The sequence below is a fragment of the Oryzifoliimicrobium ureilyticum genome, from assembly GCF_037199735.1.
GTDB classification, from domain to species: domain Bacteria; phylum Pseudomonadota; class Alphaproteobacteria; order Rhizobiales; family Rhizobiaceae; genus Rhizobium; species Rhizobium ureilyticus.
The window spans coordinates 125,882-139,902 of record NZ_JBBBVQ010000003.1; the positions used below are offsets into that span (position 1 = coordinate 125,882).

The 14,021-nt window shown below is 53.8% G+C and carries 13 protein-coding genes; 4 read left to right on the plus strand and 9 right to left on the minus strand.

Features of this window, described 5'->3' with window-relative positions:
- The 7 genes from VQ830_RS06295 to VQ830_RS06325 all read right to left on the minus strand — a co-directional run bounded on the left by VQ830_RS06295 (window position 1) and on the right by VQ830_RS06325 (window position 8,589).
- Entirely contained in the window at window positions 1–891 is an 891-nt protein-coding gene (locus tag VQ830_RS06295; RefSeq protein ID WP_337267231.1) for a carbohydrate ABC transporter permease, read from the minus strand.
- A gap of 155 nt (window positions 892–1,046) precedes the next feature.
- On the minus strand, window positions 1,047–2,387 hold the full coding sequence (locus tag VQ830_RS06300) for an extracellular solute-binding protein (protein WP_337267232.1): 1,341 nt from the start codon (window positions 2,385–2,387) through the stop codon (window positions 1,047–1,049).
- Window positions 2,388–2,721: 334 nt separating this feature from the next.
- Window positions 2,722–3,576 (minus strand): CheR family methyltransferase, encoded by an 855-nt coding sequence (locus VQ830_RS06305; RefSeq protein WP_337267233.1) that lies wholly within the window; start codon window positions 3,574–3,576, stop codon window positions 2,722–2,724.
- A 445-nt stretch (window positions 3,577–4,021) separates the two neighbouring features.
- Window positions 4,022–5,005: a cell wall hydrolase gene (locus VQ830_RS06310; protein WP_337267234.1), complete on the minus strand. Its 984-nt coding sequence runs from the start codon at window positions 5,003–5,005 to the stop codon at window positions 4,022–4,024.
- A gap of 100 nt (window positions 5,006–5,105) precedes the next feature.
- Entirely contained in the window at window positions 5,106–6,317 is a 1,212-nt protein-coding gene (locus tag VQ830_RS06315; RefSeq protein ID WP_337267402.1) for a TIGR03862 family flavoprotein, read from the minus strand.
- 305 nt (window positions 6,318–6,622) lie between these two features.
- The gene (locus tag VQ830_RS06320; protein ID WP_337267235.1) at window positions 6,623–8,107 is read right to left on the minus strand and encodes a DegQ family serine endoprotease; all 1,485 of its coding nucleotides are present in this window, start codon (window positions 8,105–8,107) and stop codon (window positions 6,623–6,625) included.
- 284 nt (window positions 8,108–8,391) lie between these two features.
- Window positions 8,392–8,589 carry a hypothetical protein gene (locus VQ830_RS06325; RefSeq protein ID WP_337267236.1) on the minus strand — a complete coding sequence of 66 codons (198 nt, stop codon included), beginning with the start codon at window positions 8,587–8,589 and terminating at the stop codon, window positions 8,392–8,394.
- A 451-nt stretch (window positions 8,590–9,040) separates the two neighbouring features.
- Here VQ830_RS06325 and VQ830_RS06330 point away from each other — a divergent pair, with 451 nt between their 5' ends.
- A complete protein-coding gene (locus tag VQ830_RS06330; protein WP_337267237.1) occupies window positions 9,041–10,078 on the plus strand; it encodes a glutamine synthetase beta-grasp domain-containing protein in 1,038 nt (345 codons plus the stop codon).
- 139 nt (window positions 10,079–10,217) lie between these two features.
- Here the strand turns inward: VQ830_RS06330 and VQ830_RS06335 are convergent, their stop codons facing one another.
- Window positions 10,218–10,340: a hypothetical protein gene (locus tag VQ830_RS06335; protein WP_337267238.1), complete on the minus strand. Its 123-nt coding sequence runs from the start codon at window positions 10,338–10,340 to the stop codon at window positions 10,218–10,220.
- 218 nt (window positions 10,341–10,558) lie between these two features.
- Between VQ830_RS06335 and VQ830_RS06340 the strand changes: the two genes are divergently transcribed.
- On the plus strand, window positions 10,559–10,819 hold the full coding sequence (locus tag VQ830_RS06340; protein WP_337267239.1) for a hypothetical protein: 261 nt from the start codon (window positions 10,559–10,561) through the stop codon (window positions 10,817–10,819).
- Window positions 10,820–10,823: 4 nt separating this feature from the next.
- Here the strand turns inward: VQ830_RS06340 and VQ830_RS06345 are convergent, their stop codons facing one another.
- Window positions 10,824–11,237: a helix-turn-helix domain-containing protein gene (locus VQ830_RS06345; protein WP_337267240.1), complete on the minus strand. Its 414-nt coding sequence runs from the start codon at window positions 11,235–11,237 to the stop codon at window positions 10,824–10,826.
- 243 nt (window positions 11,238–11,480) lie between these two features.
- Between VQ830_RS06345 and VQ830_RS06350 the strand changes: the two genes are divergently transcribed.
- The gene (locus tag VQ830_RS06350; protein WP_337267241.1) at window positions 11,481–11,951 is read left to right on the plus strand and encodes a MarR family winged helix-turn-helix transcriptional regulator; all 471 of its coding nucleotides are present in this window, start codon (window positions 11,481–11,483) and stop codon (window positions 11,949–11,951) included.
- Between the two features lie 2 nt (window positions 11,952–11,953).
- Complete coding sequence (locus VQ830_RS06355) at window positions 11,954–14,020, plus strand: FUSC family protein (RefSeq protein ID WP_337267242.1); 2,067 nt, start codon at window positions 11,954–11,956, stop codon at window positions 14,018–14,020.
- The last annotated feature ends 1 nt before the right edge of the window (window position 14,021 follow it).

The following is a 14,021-nucleotide window of genomic DNA, read 5'->3' on the forward strand; positions in this document are numbered from 1 at the left end:
TCACTTGTAATGCACGCGCCGCTCGATGAAGCGGAATTGGATGAAGGTGAAAATCATAATAAGACCGATCAAAATGATGCTCTGCGCCGAGGCGCCGGAATAATTCAGGCCCTGAAAAGCTTCATCGACAATGCGAAACACCATCACTTCCGTCGCATGGTTCGGCCCACCGGCAGTGGTGTGATGCACGATGCCGAATGTGTCCGAGCCAACAAAGCCCTCGGTCATCATCGTGACGACGAGGAAGAAAAGTGTCGGCGCAAGCAACGGAACCTGAATATCGAGGGCACGGCGGATTGGTCCCGAGCCATCCATTGCAGCGGCTTCGACAAGCGTCTTGGGCACAGACTGCAGACCAGCGAGCAGGAAGATGAAGGTGTAGCCTGCCCACTTCCAGACAAAGATCACGATGACCAGAATGAGAGCATGCGTCCCGAACTTTGCAGGGTTCCAAATATCCGGATAGATCTGGTTCAGCGATGCGGCCAACCCTCTTTCCGGCGACAGAATAAACCGAAACGCCAGGCCTCCAGCTGGTCCGGCGACAGCAAACGGCAAAATATAGAGAAAGCGGAAGAACCCGGAACCGGGGAGCGCCCTATCGACCGCGAGCGCAAGAACGAGCCCGATCAGGATAGCGCAAGAGGCACCTACGACGGCAAAAATGACGCTGACGACGACTGAATTCCAGTAGAGCGGATCGGAAAAGACTTCTCGAAAATTCTCAAAACCGACAAATTCGGCTGCCCCGCCAAAAGGTGGCTCCAGCGTGAACGCCCAGTTGATGACGGCAACTACAGGCCAGTAGAAAAACACAAAGATCAAGAGGAGCTGAGGCGCAGCAAAAAGAACAGGAAGCCACGCGCTCTTGAAGACGGAACGCTTTTCCATGAAAAGTCCGTACTCCTGTTTTTAAGGGCCGGAGCGATATCGATCCATCTCGATCGACCGGCGGTTTAACGATTATAGGCTCGAAGCATGACAAGCCGTTGACGGCAAAAAAGGCCTGTCCTGATGTCAGGACAGGCCTCTTGTTTCTCAAATTGTTAGTTCAGCTTTTCGCCTGAATAGGTCTTCTCAAAACGGCGCAGGATGGCGTTCGAGCGTTCTACAGCCTGGTCGAGGGATGCCTGGACATCGGCATTTTGCATGAAGATTGCTTCAAGGGCCGTCGAAACTTCCTTGCGGACCTGAGTGTAGCTGCCCAAGCGGATGCCGCGGGTATTTTCAGTCGGCTGCGTCACAGTCAGGCTTTCAATCGCACGCTCGCGTCCCTTGTAAGGCGCCTTATCGTAAAAGCCATTGGCCTTCATCGTCTCGAAGCCCGTCTTCGTGACAGGAATGTACCCCGTCACCGTTGACCACCACTGGACCATGTCGGGTTGAGCGATGAAGTTAAGGAACGCTGCCGCACCCTTATATTCGCCTTCGGGGCGACCAGCGAGAACCCAAAGAGATGCGCCACCGACGAAGGACTTGTGGCGTTCGGTTCCCTTAAACACCGGGAGCGGAACGACATCCCACTTCACGCCTTCCGGCAGGGTCTTGCCGATCGTGCCATGGTCAGCGATCGAGGTCATGATCATCTGGCAGGTCTGCGAACCGAATGCAGGAACGATATCCATACCAAGCTGCTTCGTCTTAACGACAGCAACCTTCTCGTCTTGCATTTTCTTCAGGAACTTGACCATATCGACGAACCTGGTCTTGTTGATGACCAACTCGGCGTTGAGGCCCTTATAACCATTGGCCTGCGTGGCAATCGGCTGATCGTGAATGGCAGAGAACTGCTCCATGGTCATCCACGGATCGAAATTGAAACCGAATGGGCACTCATAGCCCGCAGCCTTCAGTTTCTTGCCCGCCTCTTCGACCTGCTCCCAAGTATCCGGCTTGAAATCGATCCCGGCCTTTTGGAAAGCATCCACATTGTAATAGAACATGGCCGTGGAGGAGTTGAACGGGAACGAGTTGAGCTCTCCAGAGGCTGTCGCATAATAATTGGCGATACCCGGGAAATAGTTGTCCCAATCGATCTTATAGCCGTTGTCAGCCATGAGCTTTTTGGCAGGAACGAAAGCGTGCGACAGCATCATGTCGAGCGTGCCAGCATCATAAATCTGGGCAATGGTCGGCTGTTTCTTCGCACGGTAGGCGGCAATGGTGTTTTGCAGCGTCGTGTCGTAGGCATTCTGCGAGGTGCAAACGATCTGGTAGTCCTTTTGAGACTCGTTGAACTTCTTGCACGCTTCCTGCACGCGCTCGCTCAGATCGCCGCTCAAGCCGTACCAGAATTCGAACTTTACAGGCTCGGCAAAGCTGTTCGTTACGCTAAGCGCCAAAGCGCCTGCCGTCAAAATCGAGGAAAGCAGCCAGCTGCGTTTCATAAAGGCCCCCTAAAAGCCGTTGGAACTGGCGGGGGTAATACTGGCGATTTACGACACCGACATGTAGAGGAGACGACAGTTCGATGACAGCGCGATCACGTTTACTGCAGGGCTTTTGCAAGCCTTCTGGTTACAAACGATGCATAGCTGTGCAAAATGAGCCTCTTGTGGATAGCACGCTTCGTATTGCTTGTGGTCTACGCGAAAGCGGAATGCAGCTTCAAAAGCTTAGCTTCCCCCTAAACCGCTGAACTGCAGGGGTACAACAAAAGGCGTTTTCCATTTAACGCACAGGTTTCCCACTGTATCAGCCTGTCAGCGCGAGGGCCGGTCTTCAGATTTTCCTGAAGACGGTATTGGCAACCTGCTTCAGCGGAAGATCGAAGCCTCCGACAGTTTCGGAATGACCAATGAACATATAGCCGTCTTTGTGCAGGCAATCACACAGCCGCGATAGGACCTTCTGCTGGGTCTCCTTATCGAAATAGATGAGCACGTTGCGGCAGAAAATGATGTGTACGGGATCACCGATCGAGTACGCGCTGTCCATCAAGTTCATGCGGGCGAAGCCGACATTGCTACGGAGCCGTGGCGATATCCGAACCTCGTTGCGGTCGTGCTTGCGCGAAACCATGACGTATTTTTTCTTCATATCGCTTGGCACTGGCAGCACCAAATCTGAATGGTAGATGCCACGATGCGCTGTTTCAAGAACTTCAGTGCTGATGTCCGTTGCAAGAACGCGCCAGGCAAAGTTGCTGCGTGCGGCGGCAAAGTCTGCCAGTAGCATAGCAATCGTATAGGGTTCGGCACCCGTCGAGCAGGCTGAACTCCAGACACGCAAGCTGGTTACACCACTGGCAAGAAGCGTCGGCAACGCTGTCTGCTGCATATATTCGAAATGCTTGGGCTCGCGGAAAAAATCAGTCTTGTTGGTCGTCACGACATCGATCAGATAGACGGCCTCTTCTTCCAAGCCATCGTGATTGAAGAGATAATCGCAATATTCATCGAAGCTTGAATGCTGTGTGACGCGAAGCCTCCGCCGCAGCCGGCCTTCCAGCATTGTCAACTTGCTAGGAGGCATCTTGATACCGCAGTAGTCATAGATGAAATTCGCAAGCTTTTGAAAGTTCCGCTGACTAAGGCGTTCGTTAACGCTTGGTGTTTCGGCGACTGCGATACTCATAAAGGAACCATACTCAATTGGATGAACGACGCTTTTCCCGGCACAACGCTCGGCATACAACCCGACCGTGACCGCGCTGCCACCCACACCATTCATCGCAGATGCTAATATTAAATTGACGACGTCTGAAATGTGCGAAAGTCGTTAAAATGAAGCTTAATTTTTTATGAGTTGCCGTTATAAGCGGCGGCGCGACACGTCTAAGTGGTCCATCTCGACCGGCGAGCGAGATGCGCGCGCCTATGGTCTCAGCGTCTCAACGATAAGACAGATTTTCAGAGGGCCTATGCCGATGAAGGCGAAGCTTTCTGTTACACATGCCTTCAGAGGCGCGGAATATTCATTTTTTGAAACGTTTACCGGCTATGGCGTCTTTTTGACTAAACAATAAAAAAACCCCGCTGCCCTGAACTGGAGCTGCGGGGCTATTGACCTCTGCAAGTCGTTAGCCGCCCATTTGCGTGCCGCGACCGCGGAGCGCTGCGCTATCAAGACTGGGTCTTGGCGTCGGACGGACAATTGCCGTCGGCACGGTGTAGTTTGGCGCACTAGCAGCCGACGGCGCCGAATCGCGTACTTCTCCCGGCATAGGTGTCGGAAGGGGCACGGAAGCGGGTTGAGCGACGTCGAAATCGGCGGCTCGAGGAGCACTTGTCGATGTCTGTGCATTTGCAAAAGCTGCGGAAGACGCCGGCACGTTTGCAAAGGCCGCAGACGACGTCGGTGCCGCCGGCGCGACGCCCGGCACTGCATCCAGGTTCTGAGCGATTGCTGCACTGGCCTGCGGAGCAGGAGAATAGGCCACCTGCTGGCCAAAACGCGATGCGTCGAACGACACAGGTTGGACGCCCCCGTTCGGAACGTAGTTCATAGCAACTTCAAAGGCCGGCAGCGGAGGCGGCGTTTCCAAAAGTCCATTGGCCGGATCACGCTTTTCGTAAAATGCATTTCCCCCCGCAACGGCAACATAATGCATGTTGTCATAGGGAAACGACAAACCTTTGGTATGGAAGAACATGGCGTTCTTGATGCCGGGATGGCGCTTGCCGTGAAGGATTGCATCGGCTGCGCTGTTGAGAGCAGGCTCGGCTTCCGGCTTTATTTCGCGCGTCATAACGCCGGGAGCAAATTGCTTCTCCTGCGAAACCACGCCGCAAATCGTTTCGGGATAGGCTCCCGATGTCAGCCGGTTCATCACGACAGTGCCAACGGCCATATAGCCGTCAGGATCTGAACGATCCGATTCGAAATACATCGCGCGCTTCAAGCACTCGCGATCCTTCGCTGTGTAATTATAAGTAACCTTGGACGCTCGTATCGACTTTGTTGTCGTCCCAGCGGTTTTTTGTGTGGTGGTGCAGCCTGTAGCCGCCAGTCCCACTAGTACGATTCCCCATAAAGGGTTTCCCAGTGTGCCTCTCGCCCTCAACGGCTTTAGCCTCCTACGTGGTTTCCGGTCACCCCAGACCCTTACCGCGAAAGGTTTTATTCATTATTAACGCAAAGATCAAACGGGTGTGGATTTAAAATCACGTTTTTTGGGAAAGCCAGTCCAAAATGCCCGCGGCGGCTGCACGGCCAGAGGCGAAGCAAGCCGTAAGAAGATAGCCCCCTGTCGGGGCCTCCCAATCCAACATCTCACCTGCAACAAAGACGCCGGGCATGCGGCAAATCATGAAGCGGCTATCGATCTCGTCCCACACGACGCCACCTGCCGAGGAAATGGCTTCTGCAATCGGTCTTGGCGCCTGTAGGGGAATTGCAAGCTTCTTTATAAGCCTTGCCAGACCTTTGGATGATGCCATATCCTGCGTATTTGCGAACTCCCTCAAAAGAGCAGCCTTAACGCCATCGATGCCGGCAGCCTTACGAAGGCGATTTGCCAAACTGGACTTGCCTTGCTGCCGAGCGAGCGCAGTCGCTAGCCGTTCCTCCTCCCAGTCCGGCTTCAGATCAATTTCAAAGAAAGCAGCTTCGCCTTTATCAAGCGCATCACGCAGGCCTGCTGCATGAGTGTAGACAAGACCGCCCTCAATGCTGGTCTCGGTGATAACGAATTCCCCCGATGAACTTCCTGCGGTAGAAGAAGCTGTCACGGATTTGACAGCGGCGCCTGCGAAGCGCTCGCGCATGACACTGCTCCAGGCGACATCAAATCCGCAATTTGCCGGTTTGAATGGCTCTACTTTGATGCCCTTTTCTGCGAATGGCTTTACCCAGGCGGCATCTGAGCCGAGACGCGGCCAGCTTGCGCCTCCAAGTGCGAAAAGAACGGCATCGAAACGCCGCTGCTGAGCGCCCTCCGGAGTATCAAAAAGCAGGGCATCTTCAGCAAAATCAAGCCATCGATGACGGGTGAGAACCTGCACGCCGAGATCACTCAATCGCTGCAACCAGGCTCTTAACAAGGGGGATGCCTTCATCGCTTTTGGGAAGACACGGCCCGAACTGCCTATAAAGGTTTCCGATCCCAATCCCTCAGCCCAGTCCTGAATCGCTTTTGGCGGAAAGAGCTCCAAAGCGGGAAGAAGACGTGGCGTCGCGCGACCGAACCTTGTGATGAAGCTCGCATAGTCTTCGGAATGCGTGATGTTCAACCCGGATTTGCCGGCGAGAAGGAATTTGCGCGCAACCGTCGGCATCGCTTCGAAAACAGTCACGTCCGCGGTTTTCGCGAGACTTTCTGCGGCCATCAAGCCTGCAGGTCCGCCTCCAATGATCGCCACCTTTGCTCTTGGCATTCTCATCGGCCTTCTCTCCAATCGGCACTTTATTGCATGTGGTGCTTACACTCCGGCCTGCCAAATACTGGATCCAGGTGTTTAGCGCCGATGCGAAAGTGAATGCCCTTACCCCGCTCCGCACAGAAACGACAAACCTTTTTGCAATCTGTGAGGCTGGAGGAAAAGAGAGAGCTACTGCGGTGGATCGGCTTGCGGTGAGCTTTGAGAGAGATCCTCGCAGAGTAAAGCCCCGGCTTCAGAGGAAACCGGGGCTCTTATGCTGCTGAAGGCGGCAATCAACAGCAAGACCGCATGGCAGGCGCTTATGCCCTTTCGAAAGGTACGGCGACAAATGTCTTTGCGCCATTTCGCTCGATGAGAAGGAGAACCGACTTCTTGCCGGACTTCGCGGCATCGGTAACGAGTTTCTTCACATCACTGGCATCATGCACATGCTTATCGTTGACGGAGACAATAACGTCCCCAGTCTGGATGCCGGCATCGGCCGCGGGCTTGTCTGGGTTAACGCTGGCGACGACGGCTCCGTCTGTTCGACCCGACAGGTGAAGTTGCTCGCGAATGTCAGGCGTCAGATTTGCAAGCCCAATGCCGATACTCGCGCTCTTTTGAGCTTCGCCTTGATCTTCCTGAGCCGAAGCGACCTGCTGATCGTTATCGTTGTCGCCAACGGTCACGGTGAGGCTGACATTTTTTCCATCCCGCCAAACATCAAGATTTTCGTGCGCGCCTGGTGCAAGGTCTGCGACCAGCCGCGAGAGATCATGCGGCGTTTTCACATCTTGATCGCCCAGGCGCATGATAATGTCGCCCGACTTCAGCCCCGCACGTGCTGCCGGCGTGTCATCGCTTACGTTTGCGACGAGCGCCCCCTGGGTTTTGCTATAGCCGACCGCGTTGGCAACATCGGATGTAACTGGCTGGATCTGTACCCCGAGATACCCGTGTTCGATGGCTTTGCCCGTTTCAAGCCGCGCAACGATTTTCTGTGCCTGATCGGAAGGAATTGCGAAACCGACACCGACGCTTCCTCCGTTTGGCGAGTAGATCGCGGTATTGATGCCGACGACCTTACCGTCGCGATCGACAAGAGGACCGCCCGAATTGCCATGATTTATCGGTGCGTCAATCTGAATGAAATCATCATAAGGGCCGCTGTGAAGATCGCGTCCTCGCGCCGAAACGATACCGGCCGTCACCGTCGTGCCGATCCCAAAGGGGTTTCCGATCGCCAGGATCTGATCACCGAGCTTCAGCTTGTCTGAATCGCCCCAAGCAACGGTCGGCAGCGGTTTGTCTGCCTTGACGCGGACCACGGCCAAGTCGGACTTCGGGTCCGCTGCGACGACTTTACCCGGCAGTTCCGTGCCGTCATCCAGTGTTACCTTCACGTCAGTTGCTTTGTCGATGACGTGGTTGTTCGTGACGATCAAGCCATCGGGGCTAATGATGAAGCCTGATCCGAGTGCCATCGCATGACCGCTTTCCTTGGGGGACTGCTTGGGCACGGGGATACCTTGCTCCTCGAAGAAATGCCGAAATTCTTCATCCATGGGAGCCTGCTGGCCGCCGGCTGTTTCTTTCATCGTGGAGGTAATAGTTACAACTGCAGGCTTGTCCATATCGACAACCGATGCGAACGATCCGGATCCGGCAAGCACGCCTCCCGGTTCATTGCCGGCAGCAAGCGCCTGCGATCCGCTGTAGACGAATGGCGCACAGGAAGCGGCAATAATGAAGGCAGCCCCCAGCATTGCGGCTTTGCGGTGTGTTTTGATAATATTTGACATGACGAATTCATCCTTGGTTGCTTATGGTCACGGCGTCAGCTTCCGAAACCGAAGCCCGGCGTCGACACATTCGCTCTGGCTGTGGGAAGCATTAGGTGCCTCTGCCGATCGAATGACCAAATATTGCGAGCACCCACCCGGAAAGACAAATTAAAGCTTCATTAAATTTTCATTGCAAAAAGTTCATTTATTACAGAGCGTTAACGAAGCTGCCCTAGGCTTAAAATAGAAAAAGGCTCCGCTTTCGCAGAGCCCGCTAATCACGTGAACTTTTTGATCAGAGCTTAGTCCGTGCTGCGCGGACGAGACGGTGCTGGGCCCTTCTCCTCCCCTTCAAAAATTGCATCCTGATGGTACCAGCATTCATCATAGGCGATGATTGGCACTTGGGCCTGCTGTGATGCGGACCTTCGACGCAATCCAACCCGATGCTGCGGGAATGCGATCACGTTTGCCTGGTCAATATGAAATGCTGTCGTCATGTGTTCCTCCTCCCACGTCGACACATTGGAAGCTTATAACATGATTTGCTGATAATTTGTTCCAAATGTCTAAAAAAATTGCATTTAGTGTTGATTCGATAGGCAATCTGGAAATGATTAACCCGTACGCAGTTTGCAGCATGCCTAAAAAATATCCTTTTGCTTATTTTTTGCTCATTCAGTCCCAGCTCGTGAAAGCTGATCAAATTTCATGCGGCGACAGCCGCAAATTTGGGGGAACTTGGCGCCGATGACTAAGCCCATGCTTTTATTGACTTTATTAATGTCATCTAGACTCGTTGCAACGGGAATGGCGGATCATTCCGTTTGAAAAGCCGCCTTCCATCGTGAGTTTGGCACGCGAAATGCTTTTAGACAGCCATCCCCTTTGCGGAACGTTTTCGTGCCGCTCGAGGATTTGCTCACACCGTTTTGTTTGAGAGAATCGCACATGACAAAATACAAGCTCGAGTACATTTGGCTCGACGGCTACAAGCCGGTCCCGAATCTGCGTGGGAAGACGCAAATCAAGGAATTTTCCGAATTCCCAACACTTGAGCAGCTGCCGCTCTGGGGCTTTGATGGCTCGTCCACGATGCAGGCTGAAGGCCGCAGCTCGGATTGCGTGCTGAAACCCGTTGCTATTTATCCAGACCCCGCACGCACCAACGGTGCGTTGGTCATGTGCGAAGTCATGATGCCAGATGGCGTCACGCCGCATGAAACCAACAGCCGTGCGACCATCCTGGACGATGAAGACGCCTGGTTCGGCTTCGAACAGGAGTACTTCTTCTACGAAAACGGTCGTCCTCTCGGCTTCCCGGAACAGGGCTATCCGGCTCCGCAGGGTCCTTATTACACAGGCGTCGGTTTCAAGAACGTTGGCTCGGTTGCCCGTGAAATCGTCGAAGAGCATCTTGATCTCTGCCTCGCTGCAGGCATCAACCACGAAGGCATCAACGCCGAAGTGGCAAAGGGCCAGTGGGAATTCCAGATTTTCGGCAAGGGCTCCAAGCGCGCCGCTGACCAGATCTGGATGGCACGTTACCTTCTGCTTCGTCTTTGCGAGAAGTATGGCATCGACGTCGAATTCCACTGCAAGCCGCTTGGCGACACAGACTGGAACGGCTCGGGCATGCACTGCAACTTCTCAACGAAATACATGCGCGAAGTTGGCGGCAAGGAATACTTCGAAGCGCTTATGGCGCAGTTCGAGAAGAACCTCGAAGATCATATCGCCGTATACGGTCCGGACAACCATATGCGCCTGACCGGCAAGCATGAAACGGCTCCGTGGAACAAGTTCAGCTACGGTGTTGCAGATCGCGGCGCGTCCATCCGCGTCCCGCATTCGTTCGTGAACAACGGCTACCGTGGTTATCTTGAAGATCGCCGCCCGAACTCTCAAGGCGACCCCTACCAGATCGCTTCTCAGGTTCTGAAGACGATCTCTGAAGTTCCGGTCAAGTCAGCTTCTGCTGCCGCCTAAACTTCTTGCCCTCCCAAAACGCCGCGCGTTGCCTTCAACGCGCGGCGTTTTTTATGAGCAACGGAATCGTGCATTTTCTTCAGCTCGATCGGCATCCGACGGGAAGGAATATGGACCCGCATGCCTTGCTGTTTAAGAATTAGATCCCGCCAAAAGCCGATCCGGCATAAAGCGAGATGCACTCAATATCGAGGATCGACGCGCCTTCTTCCGTCAGTGTTCCATTTCTGAACACAAGAAGAAGTTGAATCATTTTTTTCACTGACGATTCCGCGAGTTGAAGATTTTCCTTGCGACCCAACTCCAAATATCTTGAGGCCCTTGACCTCCTGAAAAAGAGCGGCAGATTTGCTCTTTGAGCCGAGCGGTCCTGAGTGTCGCCACCAAATTTGGGCGAAATTCGACGGACGAGCAAAAGCGCCTGCATCGACGACATCAGACGTTTAAGATCAGCAAATACGACAAATTAGGATCACAGCGATGGCGGCATCGGCCCCGCAGAAACAGGATTGCTCGAAGCTCTTCAGACTGCTTTCTGCAGCGCGCGAGGAGGCCCAGAAGCTGAAGCTTGCCAGTGTCGGTCATCTCACTCACATGGCAATCATTCAACTTGTTCTTGATCTTGACGGGATCGATCCTGAAATGATCCCAGATCGGATGCTGGAGAATATTGTCGATAACAAAATGCGCATGGCACAGGACGCCATGCGCGACAATATCGTCATCTATCCCGGACGGTAGACCTTTAGCCTACCGCCTCGTCAAGCGATTGCTGGTCCTGATCCATTGAAGCAATTGCCTGCACAAGCTTCAGGATCTTCTTTCGCAGTTGTTCGTTGCGGATAGACAGGAAAGCTGCGTTCAGAAGCACGCCTTCGCGTGAAATTACAAAGTTTTCGCTGGCGGCGGCGTTATCGTTTGCTGTCTTACTGTCAGACAGATCGTCGAAGAAACTGCGGACGTCAACATCGAGCGCGGCGGCAATTTCCACCAGCATGCTCGCAGAGACTCGATTTGCGCCTTTTTCATATTTCTGAATTTGCTGGAAGGTCACCCCTACCCTCTGCCCAAGCTCAGTTTGTGAAACTTTACGCATAAGTCTCTTCATGCGGATTGTCTTTCCGACATGAACATCCACATTATGTGGTTCTTCTTTCATCGATTGCCCCTTTATGGCCGTCATTACATATAGATACCCGCGTCGGTCGCGCACATTATCCGCAAATCACTTTACATCAAATAAATAAATCCACGAAGCAAGTTTTTTATACTTTATTCTTTTGATTTACACTGCATCTAACCATTTGCCCACCGAATAATATTAAGCACCGAAAAAAATCGACATGAACTAAGGTTCCATAAATAATTTGAAAGCTAACAATTTAGATGCTATCTATAATGCATGGCAAATCTAAATCAGCTCCAGCGAACTCTTACGGCCGGCCTCCTGTCGACTGGTCGCCAGTGGCGACGTGTCGTCGATAAGGCGCTTCAGGATCACGGTATTTCCGAAGCATGCGCAGCTCCACTTCTGTGGATCGGCAGGCTTGGCGAAGGGGTAAGGCAAAACGTGCTCGCAGGTCACATCGGGATCGAAGGGCCTTCCCTGGTCAGACTTCTCGATCAGTTGGAAACCATGGAGCTTGTTATTCGTAAAGACGACCCTGCAGACCGTCGCGCCAAAGGTCTTTGGCTGACCGAACAGGGAAAAACTTTGGCCGCACAGATGGAACAAGTGCTGGATGAGTTACGATCTGATATCCTGCGGAATATTCCGCGGAGCGATCTAGAGGCTGCCCTGCGTGTTCTTGATGCATTCGACAACGCCACCAATTGCGCGGAAGCAACAGACAGCGCTGCCGGAGGGAAATAGCAATGGGATTTTCCTGGCGCGATTGGGTGTTTTCAGCCAAAGCCTTTGTTGCCGCTGTTTTGGCTGTTTTCGTTGCGCTTTCTCTTGACCTGCCGAAGCCGTATTGGGCGATGGCAGCTGTCTACATTGTTGCCAATCCCCTGGCGGGAGCAACAACATCAAAGGGTCTCTACCGTGCCTTGGGCACGCTGCTGGGTGCTGCCGCTGCAGTGTTCTTCGTTCCACTTTTTGTCAATGCACCCGAGCTTCTTTCACTTGTCATTGCGCTTTGGACTGGAACCTTGCTCTTCATCTCCATGCTCGATCGCACCGCAAGAAGCTATGTGTTTATGCTGGCTGGTTACACGCTGCCGTTGATTGCCCTGCCAACGGTGGGCAATCCAGCCACTGTGTTCGACACTGCACTGGCGCGTACCGAGGAGATTACGATCGGCATCGTATGCGCCAGCCTCGTCAGTATGGTGGTCTTCCCCGTGAGCGTGCGCACGGCGCTGAGCGATCGGATCTCCGCTTGGCTGGGTGACGCCGGCAATTGGGCTTTTGATATTCTCGAAGGAGAAGGTGCATCTCCCGCAACGCCGCTAAACCGGCAAAAGCTGGCGGCGGATGTTTTGAGTCTCGATTTGATGATCAGTCAGCTTGGCCATGATGCCGACGCACATGACATTGCAAAGCATGCCAAGGAGTTGCGCGGGCGGCTGATGATGCTCTTGCCAATGTTCTCGTCTCTCGCCGATCGCCTTCATGCCCTTAAATTGACTCTGGGCACAGTACCCAGCGAGCTTTCATGTCTTTTGCACGAGATGGCACAGTGGCTCCGTAATGGAACGAGCGAACAGAAGGGCAATGAAGTCGAATACTTCATTGGCGAGATAGAGAAGTTGGAACGTCACGAAGGATATTGGCGTTGGAGCGAACTTCTTCGGTGCAGCGCCCTTGAGCGGCTCAAGGAAATCGTTCAACTGTGGGGGGATTGCCTCTCCCTTAATGAGCAGATTGCAAAGGGCCGCAAGCTGGGTGCCTGGCATCCGATCTTTCGTAACCGCAGGATCATTCAAGACGTTCGTCATTATGATCTTGCGCTTCTTGCCTTTTCGGCAGCTGTTGCATTCTCGGGGACCCTGGCCGCTTCGCTTTTCTGGATCTTCACCGGATGGCAAAATGGCGCGGGATTTGTATCGCTGACTGCGGTCGCCTGTTCGTTCTTTGCAACTTCGGACAGGCCAGCGCCCCTAATCCTGGCGATGTTTAAGTGGACGGCGATCAGCTTGGTCGTCGCCTTCGTCTATCTGTTTGGCATCTTGCCGTTGCTGAACAGCTTCGAAATGTTGGTCATCGCTTTCGCGCCGCCATTCTTGCTTCTGGGGCTGCTCATCACGCGGCAGCGCTACGGCATGTTCGCGCTATTGCTAGCCGTCAACAGTGCCAACTTCATAGCCCTGCAAGATCGGTACAGCGCGGATTTCACCAGTTTCGCCAATGAGGCGATTGCCGCCCTTGGAGGTGTCGGCTTTGCGCTCGTCTGGACGCTGCTGACGCGGCCCTTCGGAGCGGAAATCGCTGCCCGTCGTCTTGTAAAGGCCGGCTGGTCGGATTTGGCGGAAATGGCAGCTGGCAAGAAAGATGCCGATCAAGACAGACTTGCCGCTCGCTCCCTCGACCGCCTTGGGCAGTTAGTGCCAAGGCTTGCGGTGATTGAGGACCAGGAGCTCAGAAAGGTCGACGGCTATGCCGATATCAGACTGGGTTTTAATGTTCTGATGCTGCAGAAGAACAAGGCACAGTTGCCGGCTGACGAGCAGTCGCTTGCAACTGAAGTTACAGAGGGCGTAGCTGCTCTCTACAAAGAGCGTTCCCGACAGGGGCGGGCGATAGAAGGTGCGCCACAGCTGCGGCAGACTATCGACAAAGCCTTGCAGGCGGTAGCCAGCAGGATCGAAGGGCGGGACCGGTCATTGGTTGATGCATTGGTCGGCTTGCGCCGCGCTCTGTTTCCACAGGACTCGCCCCCAGAATACCTAAGCCCAGATCGAGCGCCCATCGCTCCAAGACCCATTGCCGCGGAGTAAG